Source organism: Pseudomonas entomophila (assembly GCF_023277925.1).
Taxonomy (GTDB): Bacteria; Pseudomonadota; Gammaproteobacteria; order Pseudomonadales; family Pseudomonadaceae; genus Aquipseudomonas; species Aquipseudomonas entomophila_D.
Genome location: NZ_CP063832.1, coordinates 1,606,654 through 1,624,595 on the forward strand (window position 1 = coordinate 1,606,654; position 17,942 = coordinate 1,624,595).

General features: G+C 65.7%; 14 protein-coding genes. 5 read left to right on the plus strand and 9 right to left on the minus strand.

The window, feature by feature from the left end; translation table 11 throughout:
- Window positions 1-288 precede the first annotated feature (288 nt).
- The 3 genes from IM733_RS07025 to IM733_RS07035 all read right to left on the minus strand — a co-directional run bounded on the left by IM733_RS07025 (window position 289) and on the right by IM733_RS07035 (window position 4,614).
- Window positions 289-1,425, minus strand: coding sequence for a glycerate kinase (locus tag IM733_RS07025; protein ID WP_248920177.1), 1,137 nt, complete (start codon window positions 1,423-1,425; stop codon window positions 289-291).
- 138 nt (window positions 1,426-1,563) lie between these two features.
- The gene (locus IM733_RS07030; protein WP_248920178.1) at window positions 1,564-3,384 is read right to left on the minus strand and encodes a di-heme-cytochrome C peroxidase; all 1,821 of its coding nucleotides are present in this window, start codon (window positions 3,382-3,384) and stop codon (window positions 1,564-1,566) included.
- Between the two features lie 135 nt (window positions 3,385-3,519).
- Window positions 3,520-4,614 carry a sugar diacid recognition domain-containing protein gene (locus IM733_RS07035; protein ID WP_248920179.1) on the minus strand — a complete coding sequence of 365 codons (1,095 nt, stop codon included), beginning with the start codon at window positions 4,612-4,614 and terminating at the stop codon, window positions 3,520-3,522.
- A gap of 163 nt (window positions 4,615-4,777) precedes the next feature.
- Between IM733_RS07035 and IM733_RS07040 the strand changes: the two genes are divergently transcribed.
- Complete coding sequence (locus IM733_RS07040) at window positions 4,778-6,103, plus strand: MFS transporter (protein ID WP_248920180.1); 1,326 nt, start codon at window positions 4,778-4,780, stop codon at window positions 6,101-6,103.
- Window positions 6,104-6,175: 72 nt separating this feature from the next.
- Here IM733_RS07040 and IM733_RS07045 read toward each other — a convergent pair whose 3' ends face one another.
- Complete coding sequence (locus IM733_RS07045) at window positions 6,176-7,279, minus strand: P1 family peptidase (protein WP_248920181.1); 1,104 nt, start codon at window positions 7,277-7,279, stop codon at window positions 6,176-6,178.
- A 17-nt stretch (window positions 7,280-7,296) separates the two neighbouring features.
- Window positions 7,297-8,661, minus strand: coding sequence for an APC family permease (locus IM733_RS07050; RefSeq protein WP_248920182.1), 1,365 nt, complete (start codon window positions 8,659-8,661; stop codon window positions 7,297-7,299).
- Window positions 8,662-8,958: 297 nt separating this feature from the next.
- Here IM733_RS07050 and IM733_RS07055 point away from each other — a divergent pair, with 297 nt between their 5' ends.
- Window positions 8,959-9,744, plus strand: coding sequence for a helix-turn-helix transcriptional regulator (locus tag IM733_RS07055; protein WP_248920183.1), 786 nt, complete (start codon window positions 8,959-8,961; stop codon window positions 9,742-9,744).
- Between the two features lie 65 nt (window positions 9,745-9,809).
- Here the strand turns inward: IM733_RS07055 and IM733_RS07060 are convergent, their stop codons facing one another.
- From IM733_RS07060 to IM733_RS07070, 3 genes are all read right to left on the minus strand, one after another.
- Window positions 9,810-11,192: an aspartate aminotransferase family protein gene (locus tag IM733_RS07060; protein ID WP_248920184.1), complete on the minus strand. Its 1,383-nt coding sequence runs from the start codon at window positions 11,190-11,192 to the stop codon at window positions 9,810-9,812.
- 22 nt (window positions 11,193-11,214) lie between these two features.
- Entirely contained in the window at window positions 11,215-12,705 is a 1,491-nt protein-coding gene (locus tag IM733_RS07065) for an aldehyde dehydrogenase (protein ID WP_248920185.1), read from the minus strand.
- A 67-nt stretch (window positions 12,706-12,772) separates the two neighbouring features.
- Window positions 12,773-13,621 (minus strand): helix-turn-helix transcriptional regulator, encoded by an 849-nt coding sequence (locus IM733_RS07070; RefSeq protein WP_248920186.1) that lies wholly within the window; start codon window positions 13,619-13,621, stop codon window positions 12,773-12,775.
- 369 nt (window positions 13,622-13,990) lie between these two features.
- Between IM733_RS07070 and IM733_RS07075 the strand changes: the two genes are divergently transcribed.
- The 3 genes from IM733_RS07075 (at window position 13,991) to IM733_RS07085 (ending at window position 17,280) form a co-directional block, all read left to right on the plus strand.
- Window positions 13,991-15,061, plus strand: a complete 1,071-nt coding sequence (locus tag IM733_RS07075) for an enoyl-CoA hydratase/isomerase family protein (protein ID WP_248920187.1) — start codon at window positions 13,991-13,993, stop codon at window positions 15,059-15,061.
- 16 nt (window positions 15,062-15,077) lie between these two features.
- Window positions 15,078-16,229 carry an acyl-CoA dehydrogenase family protein gene (locus IM733_RS07080; RefSeq protein WP_248920188.1) on the plus strand — a complete coding sequence of 384 codons (1,152 nt, stop codon included), beginning with the start codon at window positions 15,078-15,080 and terminating at the stop codon, window positions 16,227-16,229.
- A 160-nt stretch (window positions 16,230-16,389) separates the two neighbouring features.
- On the plus strand, window positions 16,390-17,280 hold the full coding sequence (locus IM733_RS07085; RefSeq protein ID WP_248920189.1) for a universal stress protein: 891 nt from the start codon (window positions 16,390-16,392) through the stop codon (window positions 17,278-17,280).
- A gap of 94 nt (window positions 17,281-17,374) precedes the next feature.
- Here IM733_RS07085 and IM733_RS07090 read toward each other — a convergent pair whose 3' ends face one another.
- On the minus strand, window positions 17,375-17,896 hold the full coding sequence (locus IM733_RS07090) for an acyloxyacyl hydrolase (protein WP_248920190.1): 522 nt from the start codon (window positions 17,894-17,896) through the stop codon (window positions 17,375-17,377).
- Between the last annotated feature and the right edge of the window lie 46 nt (window positions 17,897-17,942).

Below are 17,942 nucleotides of genomic sequence, written 5' to 3' on the forward strand. Positions count from 1 at the left end.
CGCCCTTGCGGCGGCCTACTTTTTTCTTGGTGTATGGGCTGGAGACATGGTGAATCGGGCATCAAGATCAAGAGCCCGGCGAGGCTGCTGCGCGCTCACAGAAGCGAAGAGCGGAAACTTTGATGGGTTTGTAATGGTGTAATAGTCGGGGTGTTTGCACCCATGATTCGCCGGCAAGGCCGGCTCCTACACGGGTGGTGTACATCGCCCGGTAGGCGCCGGCCTTGCCGGCGAAAGGGCCTGTTCGGTCAGAACAACCCCCTTGTCCCCACGGTGAACAGGTGGCGCCTATCGGCCGGCCACTTGCCACAACCGCGCCACATCCTCCGCCCGCGCCTTGAGCAGCGCACCGGCCTCGGCGCACGCCTGCTCCAGCGTCATCGGCCCGCTGGCCAGGGCGAACGCGGCATCGATACCATGGGCATACAGCTGCTGGTAACCCGTGCCCAAGGTCCCGGCCAACACCACCACCGGCACACCATGGCGCTTGGCCGCCCGCGCCACACCCAACGGGGTCTTGCCCCGCAGCGTTTGCGCGTCGAATCGACCCTCGCCGGTGATCACCAGGTCGGCGCCCCGCACCAAGGCGTCCAGCCCGGCCAACTCGGCGACGACCTCGACACCTGGGCGGAAACGTGCCCCCATGAAGGCCTTGGCCGCAAACCCCATGCCGCCGGCCGCGCCGCTGCCTGGCTCTTCACGTACATCCTTGCCCAGCAAGCGGGCGCAGTGGTCGGCAAAGTGCCCCAAAGCTTGGTCCAGCGCCTGCACCTGTTCCGGGCTGGCGCCCTTCTGCGGGCCGAAAATCGCCGAGGCACCATTGCTGCCGCACAGCGGATTATCAACATCGGCAGCGACCTCCACCCGCACCTCGGCCAAGCGCGGATCCAAGTCGCTGGCGTCAATGCGATCCAACCGAGACAACGCCAGCCCACCTTCTGCCAGAGGCTGGCCGTCGACATCGAACAGACGCAGGCCCAGCGCGCGAAGCATGCCGCTGCCACCGTCGTTGGTGGCGCTACCACCAATGGCCAGGACGATACGCCGCGCACCGGCTGCCAAGGCCGCTGCGATCAGCTCGCCGGTACCCCAGGTGCTACTGCGGCAGGCATCGCGCTGGGCGCTGGGAAGCAACTGGATACCACTGGCCTGGGCCATCTCGATCACCGCCGTGCGGCTTTCCGGCAGCCAGCCCCAACCAGCCTCGACAGCCTCACCCAGCGGGCCACGCACCTGAAGGTGACGCAGCTCGCCATGGCTGGCGGCGAGGATCGCCTCCATGGTGCCTTCACCACCGTCGGCCATCGGGCATTCGAGCAGTTCGGCCTCGGGCCAGACTACTGAGAGGCCGCTGGCGATGGCCTGGGCGACGCCAGCAGCATCGAGGCTGTCCTTGAACGAGTCGGGGGCGATGACGATCTTCATGGGATTCTCCTGTCCTGATGACCGCATGCTGACAGGTACGACCTACCGGCGCTTTGGTCGGATGCACAAAACAGGAAGTGGCGTGTTTGGGCGTTTCCAACACCCCTGGGGCCGCGCAATCCCCCGGCACCGCGCGCCTCACAGTGTTTTCAGGTATTCGAGCAAGGCCATGCGCTGCTCGGGCTCGAGCGAACCGACACCATAGTCGTGGCCTGCGTTACTGTTGCCTCGCAGCGTGGTGTCGAAGCGGAAGCGGTTGCCCTGCCCTTGCGTGGTGACGAAACCGACGTTTTTCGGGTCGAACTCGGTCGTGCCGGTGTAGAACACTTTCATGCGCTGCGTCGGTGGCAACAGCAGCTCATACAGGCTGGCAACAGAGCCGTTATGCAAATAGGGAGCGGTTGCCCAGATGCCCGTAAGTGGCCGTGCCTTGTAAGCCAGGGTCGGCACACTGTCCGCTGCGTTGTAGCAATTGATTTCGCGCAGGTCTTGCTCATCCTTGGCGGTGAACAGCGCGCGGTTACGTAAACCGCGCACGCGCTCAGGTTTTACCGGGACGCCCAGGAAGCCCCCGGCGACCAGTTCGGCGACATCGTGGCGTTGGCCCAACAGCGTTTGCTTGACCGTTACCGCCAGCATGTTGGCAACCCGGTCATAGGGCTGGACAGGCTGCGACTTTTCGCCCTTGAAACTGGGTGCCGACATGCCTGCCAGCACGCCGGCATCGGATTTGTACTGATAGGCGTTGCAGGCCATCCCCGGGTCGGTGCCGATGCGTTCGGGGGACTGGGTTTCCTGGCTGGCGATCGTCACCATGTGCGCCTTGATCGGTGTGCGCAGGTCGGTGCGTTCGAGCTTGGCATGGCAACTGTCGCACTTGAGGTGGTCGTACAGCCTGGCGCCTGTGGCCACCAGCGCCTTGTCGGGCACGCCCAGCACCGCATCGGGCCAACGCGGTGGCTTGAGCGTACGCAAGGACTCCTCGAGCACTTCCAGGTTCTTGACCTTCACGCTGGAGACGAAGCCTCGCAGCCATTTAGGGTCCTTCACGGGCACCACATCGGCGAACACACCGATCACCTCGCCGACATTGCGCCCCAGCGCGCCCACATCGATGCTCTGATGCTTGAGCACAGTCAGGCGCTGGTTCTGCACCATGCCGTTCCACTGCACCTTGTCATGCTGCGGCACGTTCCACAGGAACGGGTAGCTGACCGGTGCGTCGGCGGCGTTGGCCTGCGGGTTGGCCGCCCCGCTGATCTGGCTGACTTTGTTGAGGATATGGCCGACCGCATCAAGCCGCCCGGGGCCGTACTCGATGGCATTGCCATTGAGCTCGCGATTGCGGGCATAAAAGGCGTTAAGCCGCGCCAGCGACTGCATCAACTGCTGGCGGTTGCCTCGGCTGTCCTGGTTACCCAGCACAGCCTGGGCAAAGCGTTCAAACTTGGTGGCGTCGCGCTCGGTTTCCCGCATGGCGCGTTCCATGTCGTTGAAGAAGGCCTGGAAGTCCGCATTGGTCGGCCCGCCCTGGACCACCATGGCCTGCCCTTGGTAGCGCACGGTGCTGGTATGGCAGGCCGAGCAGTTCATGCCCAACCAAGCCTCCCGGTCACCCTGACCGGCATACCAGCGCAAGCGGGTGTAGGACAGGTGGCGGTCATTGTTGTCATCGGGGACGAAGCCGGCCGGCAGGAGCAACGTACGCCCTTGATACTGCGCCTGATACGCCGTGTAACCGTAGTTGGCCAGGTTGCGCTCGGTGATGAAACGGCTTTGCTGGCCGGGAGCCTCCAACGCTTGGGCCCAGGACAATGGTATGTAGCGCGACCCTTGCGATAGCTGCTGCCAGTTGCCGAGCGTCTGGCCATCCCAGCCTTGGTCCAGGTCGACGGCGTGCGCGGTCGTTGCCAATGCAAACAGCCCCCACAACAGCGTCACCTTCCTTGATGTGCGCATCGCAGCAACTCCTTTGCTTGTCCCGATCAGCGCACTGTAGCCCAGCACCTGCAGGACACCAGGGCGATGGCATAACAATGGCGGCATTAGCAGAACGTAGCGCTAGCAAGAATCAGAGTTACCTACGACCCTCTCTCAAGCCCGAATCAGTTGCAGCCCCAGGTACAGACTGAGCATGCCCTCCATCCGCAACGGATCCACCTCGCCGACTTCGGCAATCCGCTCCAGTCGGTAACGCAGGCTGTTGCGATGGATCCCCAGGGCATCGGCGCAGGCCTGGCTCTGCCCGTCATGCGCACACCAGGCACGCAGAGTGGCGAGGAGCTGGCCACTGGTATCCTTGGCGCGGATACGCTGCAGCGGCTCGAGCAGTTCGTCCAGGGCATCATCGTTGCGGTGGCGCCAGAGCAACGCGGGCAGGCGGTAGCGCGCCAACGAGAGCAGGCATTCACGGGGCAGCACTTCACGGCCGTAGGCCAGCAGGTCGCGTACCCGCCGGTATCCGCGGCGCAGTTGGTCCAGGCTCTGCGCCGGGCTGCCCAAGGCCAACCGCTCGACGCCCCAGCCATGGCGTTGCAACCGCTCGACCAGGCGCGCCTCGTCCAGCACAACGCCCGCCGGCCGGCACCACAGCAGCGATTGCCGGGCGGGGCTGACGCACCAGCTGTCCGGGTAACGGCTCATCAGCCACGCCGACAGTGCCTCGGCCGGTGGCCCCGATTGCAGCTCGAACAAGCAGGGAATGCGTGGCAGGTTGGGCTTGAGGCCAAGCTGCTGGGCTTCATCGACCAGCCGAGGCGAATCGCCACTGCCGCCCAGGAGCAACGCCAACAGGTCATCGCACCGCTGGCGCCGCCACTGCTGCTCCACCTGCAGGTGGCGCTGGGCCAACAGCATCTCGGCGGTCATGCGCACCAGCTCGCCGTAGGTGCGCAATTGCTGCGGATCACCGGTCAGCCCCAGCACGCCGATCAGTCGGCCGTCGAGCATCAACGGCAGGTTCACGCCGGGTTGCACGCCCTTGAGGCATTTGGCGGCCTCTACGTCGAGCTCGACGATCCGGCCATTGGCCAGCACCAGTTGGGCGCCTTCGTGGCGGGTGTTGATGCGCTCGGGTTCGCCACTGCCGAGGATCAGCCCCTGGCTGTCCATCACGTTGACGTTGCACGGCAGGATGGCCATCGCCCGGTCGACGATGTCCTGGGCCAGGTCGTGGTCCAGCTCGAACATGCAGGGTTCCTTGCAGTGGCGGGTGTTGTTCAGTAGCACAGCCGCCCGCGCCCGGCGCTGTGCGAAAGCACAAAGACAGCCGCGCTACACTCCCCGAGACTCTTCGAGGCGAGCGCCGGAACAGGCGACGCGGTGCACAACCATAACAAAAGAGAACCCGATCATGGCACATAGCCCCGCCCTTGACCAAGGCATCGAGATCACCCGCGACGCGCTGTACCGGCGTGTCACCCTGCGGCTGATCCCGTTCATTTTCATCTGCTACCTGTTCAACTACCTGGACCGCGTCAACGTCGGCTTCGCCAAGTTGCAGATGCTCGACGCCCTGAAGTTCAGCGAAACGGTGTACGGCCTGGGCGCCGGCATCTTCTTCATCGGCTACGTGCTCTGCGGCCTGCCCAGCAACCTGGCGCTGAACCGCTTCGGGCCGCGGCGCTGGATCGCGCTGATGATGATCGCCTGGGGCAGCTTGTCCACCTGCCTGCTGTTCGTCACCACGCCCACCGAGTTCTACACCCTGCGCCTGCTCACCGGCGCCGCCGAGGCGGGCTTCTTCCCCGGCGTGGTGCTGTACCTCTCGCGCTGGTTCCCGGCTGATCGCCGTGGCCGGATCATGGCCCTGTTCATGTCGGCAATCCCGGTTTCCGGGCTGCTGGGTGGGCCGTTCTCCGGTTGGATCCTCAACCATTTCGCCGCGGGCCAGCATGGCCTGGCCGGCTGGCAGTGGATGTTCCTGATCCAGGGCCTGCCCACCGTGGTGCTGGGTGCGCTGGCGATCGTGCTGCTCAGCGATGGCTACCAGAAGGCCGCCTGGCTGAGCCCGGCCGAACGCCGGATGATCGAGGCCGACCTCCAGGCCGACGCCGCGAGCAAGCCTGCCACCCGCGGCGGCAGCCTGCTCGCGGTGCTGACCAACCCGTTGATCTGGACCTTCGGTTTCATCTACTTCTGCATCCAGAGCGGGGTCTACGCGATCAATTTCTGGCTGCCGTCGATCATCAAGAACATGGGCTTCGACAACCCGTTGCTGATCGGCTGGCTGAGCGCCATCCCCTACCTGCTGGCCGGGGTGTTCATGATCGTCGTCGGCCGCTCGGCGGACCTGCGCAACGAGCGGCGCTGGCACCTTGTCGTGCCGATGCTGATGGGCGCCCTGGGGCTGCTGATGGCGGTGAACTTCGCGGCCAACCCGACCATCGCCATCCTCGGGCTGTCGATCGCCACCATGGGCGCGCTGACCGGCCTGCCGATGTTCTGGCCGATGCCTACCGCGCTGCTCAGCGCTGGTACCGCTGTGGCGGGCCTGGCGATCATCAACTCGGTGGGGCAGATGGCGGGCTTTCTCAGCCCGTACCTGGTGGGGTTCATCAAGGACCAGACTGGCTCGACCGATGCAGCGCTGTATGCGCTGGCGGGGTTGATCTTGGTGGGTAGCATCGTGGCATTGCGGGTTTCGCGCGCGGGTCGCAGTACACTGGTTCAAGCCTAGGTCTCGCTGGCGAACGGGGCGACGCTGAAATCGGCGTTGGCCCGGTTCGCCAGCAAGGCTGGCTCCTACAGGTTAGCGGGCCGCCGATTTCCAGCCCGTTTGATGTAGCGCCGTCAGTAACGTGTCCCCCTCCAGCGCCGGCACCACCAGCCCACCCTTGCCCACCATCGTGCGCCCTGCCAGCAAGGCATTGACGATGGCCTCCTCCACCGCCTCCGCCGCTGCCATGAACAGCGCCGAGATGTGGTCGTTGTTGAGCATGCGCACCTGGGTGCACTGCGCCAGGTCCTGGCGCGCATAGTCGGCCGGTGGCAGCCCTTCGTTGCCGGTGGCGAACGCCAGGAAGATATCGCCACTGGAGTCCTCGGTGCCGCCACCAGTGCGGGCGATACCGATCGACGCCCGCTGGGCCAGGCGCTGGCACTGGTGTGGCAGCAAGGGTGCGTCGGTGGCGATCACCACCACGATCGAGCCCATGCCCGGCGTGCCGCTGCGTTGCTCGGCAAACGGCGATGGCAAGTGCCCCAACTGGCGCCCGACCGGGTAGCCATCCACCCGCAATTCCCGGCGCTGGCCATGGTTGGCCTGGACCAGAGCGCCAACGGTCCAGCCGGCCTCCAGGCGCCTTGAGGCGGTGCCAATGCCCCCTTTGAACTCATGGCAAATCATCCCCGTGCCACCGCCCACCGGCCCTTCTGCCACCGGCCCCGAGCTGGCGGCATCCAGCGCCTGGCGCACCTGCGCCGGCGTCACATGCTGGCCCCAGATGTCGTTGAGCACACCGTCGTAGGTTTCCATCACCACCGGCATGCACCAATACACGGCCTCGTCCGGCAGGCGCTCGCGCTCGGCGGCGATCAGCGCGTCGCGCACCACGCCGACGCTATGGGTGTTGGTGATGGCGATCGGTGTGGTCAGCAGGCCGGCCTCGCGGATCCACTCCAGCCCGGTGGCGTCGCCATTGCCATTGAGCACATGGCAGCCGGCGAAGCACGGCTGCAGGCGCGCCGCGCCGGGGCGGGGCTCGATGACGGTCACCCCGGTGCGGATCGGCGCCGGGCGTTGTTCGTCGATCAGGGTGCTGTGGCCAACCCGCACCCCCGGTACATCGGTAATGGCATTGAACGGGCCCGGGGTGCCGTGGCCGAGGGTGATGCCCAATTGACGCGCACGCATGTCTGCTCCTTGGATGTTCACAGTTTCTGGAAGGTCGGGCTCAGCCGACCGTGGGTGCTGTAGAGGGTGATCGACACCGCCAGCAACCCGAGGATGATCAGCAAGTCACGCCACGACGCCTCGCCCAGCAGCGTTACCAGCAACCAGCCGGCGCCGCTGACCGCCAGCAGTGCGGGCAATGGCCACAGCGGCATGCGATACGGGTGTTGGTGATCGCGGCGCAGTACCCGGCTGCACAGGGCGCAGGCGGCGACCACCAGGTAGATCAGCAACAGCAGCAGCACGGTGAAGGTAGTCAGCTCCTCCAGGCTGCCGGACAGGCTCAGCAACGCCGAGGGGACCGCGAAGAACAGCGTCGCCAGCCACGGCGACTCCCAGCGGGGATGGATCACGGTGAAAGCGCGGTTCAGGCCAGGTGTCCAGATCGCGTCGCGGCCACTGCTGTAAACCACCCGCCCGACTTGGATGACGATCGCGACAATGGCGTTGAACACGGAGAGGAAGATCCCGGCGCTCACCAGCCGCGCCAGGGTTTCGTTGCCATGGACGGTGAGCAGGTAGCCGATCGGGTCACCGCTGATCAGCATTGCCTCCAGCGAGGGCGCGCCAATCAGCAGCGCCGCCAGGGGGATCACCTCGATGGCCACCACCACCGCCAGCGACCACATCACCGCGCGATGCACGGTGCGGCCACGGTCTTTCATGTCTTCGGCCAGCAACACCGCGCCGCCATAGCCGTTGAAGGCGAACAGCGCCATGCCCACCGCCCCCAGCACGAGTGCCCAGGGCACCGCGGTCAAGGCACCCTGCTCGAGCATCTGCGGCTGCAACAGGCTGGCCGCTGGTTGGCTGGCGTGGCCGAAACCCAGTACCACGATCACCAGCAGCGCGGCGACCTCGCAGAATAGGAACAGTCCGGTGATCCAGGCGTTCAGGCGGATGTTGAGAATGCCCAGGGCATAGCTGGAGACGACGATCATCAGTGCCACGGCCTGAGTATCGAAGCGCGTACCCAAGGCGTTGTTCAGGTAAGTGGCGGCGCCCGCGGCAAGCACCGGCGGGATGAACAACATGGAGGCCAATACGGTGAGGAAGGTGGCATAACCCGCCAGCCCGCCGAACACCCGCTTGGCGTATACGTATTCACCGCCAGCGGAGCTGTGGGCACGCCCCAGTTCGGCATAGCACCAGGCGAACATCAGTGCCAGGGCCGCGGCCATGACGAAGGACAGGAAGGCACCGCTGCCGGCCTGCTGGATGGCGAACGGGGCGATGACGAACACGGAGCTGGCCGGGGTGACCCCCGACACGGTGATGGCGACCACATCGAACACGCCCAGGCGCGGCTTGAGCGCGCTGGCGGGAGCTTCGCTGGAGCTCATGGCGTTTTTCCTCTGAATTGTTATTGGTGGTGAGGGGAAAACCGGTCGGGCGGCCGCGGGACCTGGGCTGGACTGTAGTGTGTGGCGGCGGGGCGGCCAATTACCCTATGGGGGTACGCCCCTTGACGGAAGGCAAGCAACATCCCAAGACTGGGCATGGCCGTTGTAGAAGCGGCTTCAGCCGCGAAGGGGGCAGCACGGTGGGTGGCACCGGCTTCGCCGGTGTTCGCGGCTGAAGCCGCCCCTACAGGTGTGTGCCATGTCGATAGAGACCGCGAACAACAGCAACGGGGCCGCATGCACAACTTGTTTACCGAAGCCAGTACCCACGCGGGCTTGGCCCGCACCATCGAGCAGATCGGCCAGCCACGCTTCTGGCGCCAGTTGATCCTGCTGGTGCAGCAGTGGCTGCCGTTCGACAATGCCCTGGCGATGCTCTACCCCCGCGAAGGGCTACCCAGGGCGTTGGAAATCCACGATACCCGGGGCGAAGGCAACCCCGAGGCCATGGCCCTGTACCTGAGCGGCCTGTACCAGCTCGACCCGTTCTACCAGGCATGCCAGGAGCGCATCGGCGATGGCCTGCACCGCCTTGAAGAGGTGGCACCGGACCAGTTCCGCCAAAGCGAGTACTACCTCAAGTATTTCCACGACCATGTGCTGGAGGACGAGGTGCAGTTCCTCCTGCAACTGGGCGATGCCGGGGCACTGTCACTGTCGCTGGGGGCGCGCGAACGGTTCGACACGGCGTGCCAGGGGCTGTTGGCGATGATCAGCCCTTGGGTGTTGGCATTGATGAGGCAGCACTGGCAGGGCCAGGGCCAACGCCCGGCCATGGCCAGCCAGGTGCGCGATGCCATGAGCCTGTTCGGGGCGAAGGTGCTGTCGGAGCGCGAGCTGGAGATTGCCCGGCTGGTCCTGCGGGGGTATTCGTCGAAGGCCATGGCCGAGCGGCTGGCGATTTCACCGGAGACGGTCAAGGTTCACAGGCGGCACTTGTATGCCAAGCTGGATATCTCATCGCAACCGGAGCTGTTTTCGCTGTTCCTGCAATCATTGGGGCATGATCCGCAGGATCCTTGAGCAACATCGCGGGGCAAGCCCGCTCCCACCGGGTTGTGGGCGCGGGCTTGCCCCGCGATGGGGCGTCAGCGTCTACCCACCAGGCGCGCGGCACGGTCCACGGCAATCCGGGTCTTCTCCACCAACTCGTCCAGCTCCGAACGACGGGCCACCAGCGCTGGTGCCATGATCATCCGCCCCAGGGTCGAGCGGATGATCACCCCTTCCTCGAAGCCGAACGTGCGGCACTGCCAGGCCAGGTCGTTCTCGTTGGCGAAGCGCTTGCGCGTGTCTTTGTCCTCGGCAAACTGCAACGCCGCCACCAACCCCGCGCCCTGCACTTCGCCGATCAACGGATGGTCGCCGAACACCTCACGCAAGATGCGCTGCAGGTACGGCCCGGTATCCTCCTTGACCTGGCGCACGATCCCCTCGTCACGCAATGCCTTGAGGTTGGCGATGGCCACCGCCGCCGCCACCGGGTGCCCGGAATAGGTCAGGCCATGGGCGAACACCCCGCCACGCTCCACCAGCGCCTCGGCAATACGCTTGCTCAGCACCAGGCCGCCCATGGGCACGTAGCCGCTGGTCAGGCCCTTGGCGATGGACAGGGTGTCGGGCTCGAAGCCGAAGTGCTGGTGGGCGAACCACTCGCCGGTGCGCCCGAAGCCGCCGATCACCTCGTCGGCGCACAGCAGTACATCGTACTGGCGGCAGATACGCTGGATCTCGGGCCAGTAGCTTTCCGGCGGGAAGATCATCCCGCCCGCGCCCTGGAACGGCTCGGCGATGAAACCGGCGACGTTCTCGGCGCCCAGTTCGAGGATCTTCTCCTCCAGTTGCAGCGCGCAACGGCGGCCGAATTCGGCCGGTGTCAGTTCACCGCCCTCAGCGAACCAGTACGGCTCGTCGATGTGCGCGACGTCCGGAATCAGCCCCCCCATCTCGTGCATGAACTTCATGCCGCCCAGCGCCGTGGCCGCCAGGGTCGAGCCGTGGTAACCGTTCCAGCGGCCGATCATGATTTTCTTCTGCGGCTGCCCGACCACCTGCCAGTAGCGGCGCACGGTACGGATCAGCACCTCGTTGGCCTCGGAGCCGGAGTTGGTGTAGATCGCGTGGCTGTAATGCCCCGGCAGCAGGCTGAACAGCAGCTCGGACAGCTCGATCACCGCTGGGTGGGTGGTGTGGAAGAACAGGTTGTAATAGGCCAACTGGTCCATCTGCGTGGCGGCGGCGGCGGTCAGGTCCTTGCGGCCGTAGCCGAGCTGGGTGCACCACAGGCCAGACATGCCGTCCAGGTAGCGGCGGCCGTCGTTGTCCCACAGGTACAGGCCTTCACCACGGGTGATGACCCGTGGCCCCTCGGCATTGAGCGCCTTCTGGTCGAGGAAAGCGTGGATGTGGTGCGCGGCGTCGCTGGCCTGGTAGTCGCGGGTGTCGCGCTTGGGCGAAAAAGGTGCATTCATTGTTGTTCTCCTGGGGTGAGGATCAGCGCAGCTGGATCCAGGTGGTCTTGAGCTGGGTGTACTTGTCGAACGCGTGCAGCGAAAGATCACGGCCAAAGCCGGACTGGCGGCCGCCACCGAACGGCACGGTGACGTCCAGGGCGTCGACGGTGTTGACCGACACGGTGCCGGCCTTCAGCCGTCGGGCCACACGGTGGGCGCGGTTGAGGTCGTCGCTCCATACCGACGCGGCCAGGCCGTAGAGACTGTCGTTGGCCAGGGCGACGGCCTGGTCCTCGTCATCGAAAGTGCTGACCGCCAGCACCGGACCGAAGACTTCATCGCGGGCCAGGGCCATGTCCTGACGCACACCGGTGAAGATCGTCGGCAGGATGAAATTCTGCGAGCCGTTCACGCTCAGGCGTTCACCGCCGCACAGCAGGCGCGCGCCCTCTTCCCGGGCTTGGCCGATGGCAGCCTCGATACGCGCGGTCTGCGCGGCATCGACGATGGCTCCGGCGCGGCTGGCCGGGTCGAGCGGATCGCCCGGCAGCCACTCGCGAGCCTTGAGCACCAGGCGCTCGACGAACGCGTCATGGATCGAGCGGTGCACGTACAGCCGCGAGTTGGCCGAACACACCTCGCCCTGGTTGAAGAAGATGCCGAACGCGGCCTTCTGCGCCGCCAGGTCGAGGTCACGGCAGTCGTCGAACACCAGGTTCGGGCTCTTGCCACCGCACTCCAGCCACACCTGCTTGAGGTTCGACTGCGCCGCGTACTGCATGAAGTACTTGCCCACCTGGGTGGAGCCGGTGAACACCAGGCCGTCCACGTCCGGGTGCAGGCCCAGGGCGCGCCCGGCGCTTTCACCCAGGCCCGGCACCACGTTGAACACGCCTTCCGGCAGCCCGGCCTGCAACGCCAGCTCGGCCAGGCGCAGGGCCGAGAACGGCGACTGCTCGGCTGGCTTGAGCACCACACTGTTGCCTGCGGCCAGCGCCGGGGCGACCTTCCAGGCGGCCATGTCCAGCGGGAAATTCCACGGCACCACCGCACCGATCACCCCCAGCGGCTCGCGGGTGATCATCGCCACGGCGCTGCTGGCGGTCGGCGCGACCTGGTCGTAGCGCTTGTCCAGCGCCTCGCCGTACCAGGCGAACACCTGGGCCGCGCCAGGTACATCGATGCTGTAGGCGTCCATCACCGGCTTGCCCATGTTCAGTGAGTCGAGCAGCGCCAGCTCCTCGCGGTGGGCCAGCATCAACTCGGCCAGGCGCACCAGCACGCGCTTGCGCTCGCCCGGCGCCATGCGGGCCCAGGGCCCCTGCTCGAACGCGCGTCGGGCCGCGCGCACCGCCAGGTCGACTTCGCTGTCGGCGCAGGCGGCGACTTCGGCCAGGCACTGGTTGGTCGCCGGGTTGATGGCCGCGAAGGTGGCGCCGTCGCGGGCCGCGACCGGGCGCCCGTCGATCAACGCGGTGGTGATGAAGCGTTGCCGTGCAGCGCGTTGCTGCCAATTGCTTTTCGTATGCACGCAGGTCTCCCCTCCGGCCACGCACGGGCCGGTGATTGTCGTTTTATGGATGCGCTGAAGCGGTGGTTCAGCGCCGTCGCAGGTAGCTTTCCAGCGGGTCCTTGCTCAGGCCTTCCTGGGCCTGGGCCAGCGAGGCGATGAACAGTGAGAACAGCTCGGCCTGGGTGGCGATGTCGAGCTTGGCGTAGAGGTGCTTGCGGTGGGTCTTGACGGTGTCTTCGCTGATGCCCAGGCGCTCGGCCAACGAGCGCGTGGAGTGACCGCGCAGCAGGTACTGGGCGATATGACACTCGCGCTCGGTGAGCAGTGACGAACCGAAATTGTTCAGCGCCGCGTTGATCTGCCGCCCCAGCGCGCTCTCGAAGCGCCCGCCTTGGTTGTCGGCGTCCAGGTGCCCCCAGTGCCGGCGCACCACCGCGACTATCCAGGCGGCGATGCACTTGAGCTCGGCCACCTGGCGACTACCCAGGCGCCGGGTACTGCCCAGGGCCACGGCGATGGACAGTTGCTCATCCAGCGGCACCAGGTAGTTGAGTTCATCTTCCAGGTGGGCATGGCGATAGAACGCGGTGTAGTACTCGCTACGCGTGAAGTGGTCGGGAGCGACATCGCTCAGGCGGTAGCAGCCTGCGCGCATACCGTCCATGCAGGCGCGGTAGAACGGGCATAGCAGGTAATAGCCATCCAGGTACTTCTGCACATTGCCCTCGGGCAGCCAGGGGCCCTCTTCGTCCCTGGCGAACAGCGCCGATGGCAGGCCCTTGCGCGGATAGAGGAACACCGAGATCGCCTGGCACGGCGCCAACTGGTTGAGCGCGGCGAACAGCGCCTCGACGAAACCGGGCGTGCCGATGGCATCGACCACACGGGCCATGCGGGCGTACCAGTCGGGTGAGTTCAGCTGGGCGTTGCTCATTATTGTCGTCCCCGCCAGGGTGAGTGCTGGGCGGGATTGTTTCATGGGGGCGCTGGAGCGGCTATCACCCTTCGGGGTGAGCGCCCTCACGCAACCGGCGCCCTGCGACAACCCCCTAGGAGCCGGCTTGCCGGCGCACACCGGCAAGGCCGGTGCCAGACACCGCGGTGCCTGTTTCGCGGGTGAACCCGCTCGCACATATTGCTACAGTGCCGCGTCGGGCCAGGAATGCGCAGAACGACAAAAATGCAGGATAGCCCTGCAGATTTGCCAATTGTGCAGGGCAAATTTGCATGACAGGATCCAGCGACCCGCCCGCGCACTCCAGGACTTCACTTGGAAAATCAATAACAAAGCAGGGAGACCGCGATGACCGCGTACGCTCAACCCTCGGCAACGGATCATGTACTGGCCGAGGTCCGCAATCACATCGGCCACCTCACCCTCAACCGCCCCGCCGGCCTCAACGCCCTCACCTTGGAGATGGTACGCAGCCTGCAGCGCCACCTTGACCAGTGGGCCCTGGACCCGCAGGTACATGCCGTGATGCTACGTGGCGAAGGCCCCAAGGGCTTTTGCGCCGGGGGCGATATCCGCTCGCTGCACGACAGTTTCAAGGCCGGCGAGACGCTTCACGAAGACTTCTTTGTCGAGGAATATGCCCTCGACCTGTGCATCCACCGTTACCGCAAGCCGATGCTGGTACTGATGGACGGTTTCACCCTCGGTGGCGGCATGGGCCTGGCCCAGGGCTGCGACCTGCGCATCGTCACCGAGCGCAGCCGGCTGGGCATGCCCGAGGTGGGCATCGGTTACTTCCCGGACGTCGGCGGCAGCTACTTCCTCTCCCGCGTGCCGGGCGAGCTGGGTATCTACCTCGGTGTCAGCGGCAACCAGGTCAAGGCGGCCGATGCCCTCTATTGCGGCCTGGCCGACTGGTATCTGGACAGTGAAAAACTCACTGCCCTGGATGACGGGCTCGATCGCCTGACGTTCGGCGCCAACCCGCTCAAGGACCTGCAAGGGCTGCTGGCCAAGCTGGGTACCCAGTCGCTGGAAGACGCGCCACTGGCAAAACTGCGCCCGGTGATCGATCACTTCTTCGCCCTGCCCGATCTGAACAGCATCCTCGAGCAACTGCGGGCCGTGGCCATCGGCGACAGCCGCCAATGGGCGCTGGATACCGCCGACCTGCTGGAGACCCGCTCGCCGCTGGCCATGGCCGTAACCCTTGAGCTGCTGCGCCGCGGCCGACGCCTGGCGCTGGATGACTGCTTCGCCATGGAACTGCACATCGACCGCCAGTGGTTCGAATACGGCGATATCATCGAAGGCGTACGCGCCCTGATCATCGACAAGGACAAGCAACCGCGCTGGAACCCGCCCACCCTGGCAGGCCTGACTGCCCAGCGGGTCGACCAATTCTTCGAAGGCCTGTGAGCCTGGGAGTACACAGATGCAAGACCTTGAACTGAGCGAAGAGCAGATCATGATCCGCGACATGGCCCGGGACTTCGCCCGCGGCGAGATCGCGCCCCATGCCCAGGCCTGGGAGAAGGCCGGCTGGATCGACGACGAGGTGGTGCGCAAGATGGGCGAGCTGGGCCTGCTCGGCATGGTCGCCCCGGAGCAGTTCGGCGGCAGCTATACCGACTACGTGGCCTATGCCCTGGCGGTCGAGGAGATCTCCGCCGGCGACGGCGCCATCGGCGCGCTGATGAGCATCCACAACTCGGTGGGCTGCGGGCCGTTGCTGGCCTACGGCACCCCGGAACAGCAACAGGCCTGGCTACCCCGGCTGGCCACTGGCGAGGTGATCGGTTGCTTCTGCCTGACCGAGCCCCAGGCCGGCTCCGAGGCGCACAACCTGCGTACCCGCGCCGAGCTGGTCGATGGCCAATGGGTGATCAATGGCGCCAAGCAGTTCGTCAGCAATGCGCGCCGGGCCAAGCTGGCCATCGTCTTCGCCGTGACCGACCCGGAGCTGGGCAAGAAAGGCCTGTCGGCGTTTCTCGTGCCCACCGACAACCCGGGCTTCAAGGTCGACCGCAGCGAGCACAAGATGGGGATCCGCGCCTCCGATACCTGCGCCGTGACGCTGGACAACTGCCACATCCCGGCTGCCAACCTGCTTGGCGAGCGCGGCAAGGGCCTGGCCATCGCCCTGTCCAACCTCGAGGGTGGGCGTATCGGTATCGCCGCCCAGGCCCTGGGCATCGCCCGCGCGGCGTTCGAGGCGGCATTGGGCTATTCCCGTGACCGCATTCAGTTCGGCAAGCCGATCAACGAACACCAGAGCATCGCCAACCTGCTGGCCGATATGCAGGTGCAGGTCAATGCCGCGCGGTTGCTGATCCTGCATGCCGCGCGCCTGCGCACGGCGGGCAAGCCGTGCCTGTCGGAGGCCTCGCAGGCCAAGCTGTTCGCCTCGGAGATGGCCGAGCGGGTGTGCTCCATGGCTATCCAGGTGCATGGGGGGTATGGGTATCTGGAAGACTACCCGGTAGAGAAATACTACCGGGACGCGCGGATCACCCAGATCTACGAAGGGTCCAGCGAGATCCAGCGCATGCTGATCGCGCGGGAGTTGAAGCACTACCCGCTGTGAGCCGGTTCGCCCGCAAGGCTGGCTCCTACCTTGGACGGTGGGGGCCTGCCTTGCCCGCTGTACCCGACTAGACTCAATGGACGACACCCTGGCCGCAACGCACGGTCAAGGCCAGATAGACCAGGCAAGAACGGGGGGCTGCCACACGTGGAGGTGTGCGATGAGCCAGTTCAAGCGGTTGTTCGTCATGCTCGGCCCGCAGATGCGCTACAGCCCTGCCTTGCAACGGGCGGCGGCGCTGGCCGAATCCAGCGGCGCCCTGCTGGATATCAATATCTTCGTCGACGATGTCGATACCTTCGGCCTGATGGCTGACAGCCGTGAGCGTGAACGCCTGCTCGACGACAATCGCCAGTGGCTCGCGGACGCGGCGGAGCAACTGCGCGACAGCGGGCTGGATGTCTCGACCGAATTGCTGCTGACCCGCGACCCACTGAGCAGTGTCATCGAGCAAGTCGAACGCCTGGGCTGCGACCTGCTGGTCAAGGACGTGCAGCACGAACCCGTGCTCAAGCGCCTGCTGGTCACACCCCTGGACTGGCAACTGCTCAAGGATAGCCCGGTGGCCGTGCACCTGGTCAGCGATATCCGCCTGCCCCTGCCGCGCCAAATCGCCGCCGCGGTCGACCTCAACAGCCATGGCGCCGGCGAACACCTGGACGAACAGGTGATCCACAGCGCCCATGCCCTGGCCCTGCAATGCAACGCCGAACTGCACTTGCTGCACGTCTGCGACGCAGCCAGGACCCATATCGCCGACTTCGGTGCCGGCACGGTGACCATGCCTGGGTTCGACGGCAGCGTGCGCGTGGCCCAGCGGGCAGCCTTCAACCGCCTGGGCGATCATCATGAAATTGCCTTGGAGCGCCGGCATTTTCTCGAAGGGCCGGCGATCAAGGCGATCGCCCACTACATTGCCCAGAGCCGGGTGGATGTGATCGTCATGGGCAACCACCGGCACGACGCCATGCAGACGTTCCTCGGTGGCACCACGGCGCATGTGCTGGAGCACCCGCTGTGCAACGTGCTGGCGATCAAGGCCGCGCGCTGACGCAAACACACACCCTGTAGGAGCCAGCCTTGCTGGCGAACCGGGCCACCGCGGTTCGCCAGCAAGGCTGGCTCCTACAGGGTCAGGTGTGGGTTCAGAAGCCCTTGCTGTAGAACAGCGAGTACGACTCGATGCCGTCGTTCGGCTGCTTGAGGCCGGCGTTGGAGTAATGCATGGCGCGCAGGCCGATCTTCTGGTCGGCCGGCAGTTTCAGGCCAAAGCCGATACGGTCTTCGAAGTTGACCGACGAGCCCATGCGCTGGTCGCCCACGTCGGTCTTGGAGAACGCCGCCAGGCCGATGCCGGCCTCGATGAACGGGGTGTAGGTGAAGCCGCTGAACTCGTAGACGAACACTGGGCTCAGCGACAGCGAGTGAGCACCGCTGGCATCCCCCCCTTCCCAATAGGTGTACGCGGCGTCCCAGTAACCGGTCACGTAGCCGGTGTTGCTTTCCAACCACTTCTTGTCCCAGTCGAACGACAGGCCTATGCGGTAGGTCATGTCGCCTTGGCCTGTAGCGCCTACGGCACCGGAAACCTGCGCGGCCTGGGCCAGGTTGGCCCCGGCGAAAGCCAGCACGGCGGCTGCCAAGGAAGCGGCGAGACGGGTTTTCATCAATGACTTCTCCTGATGGTCTTCACGAACAGGCCATTGCCTTCCT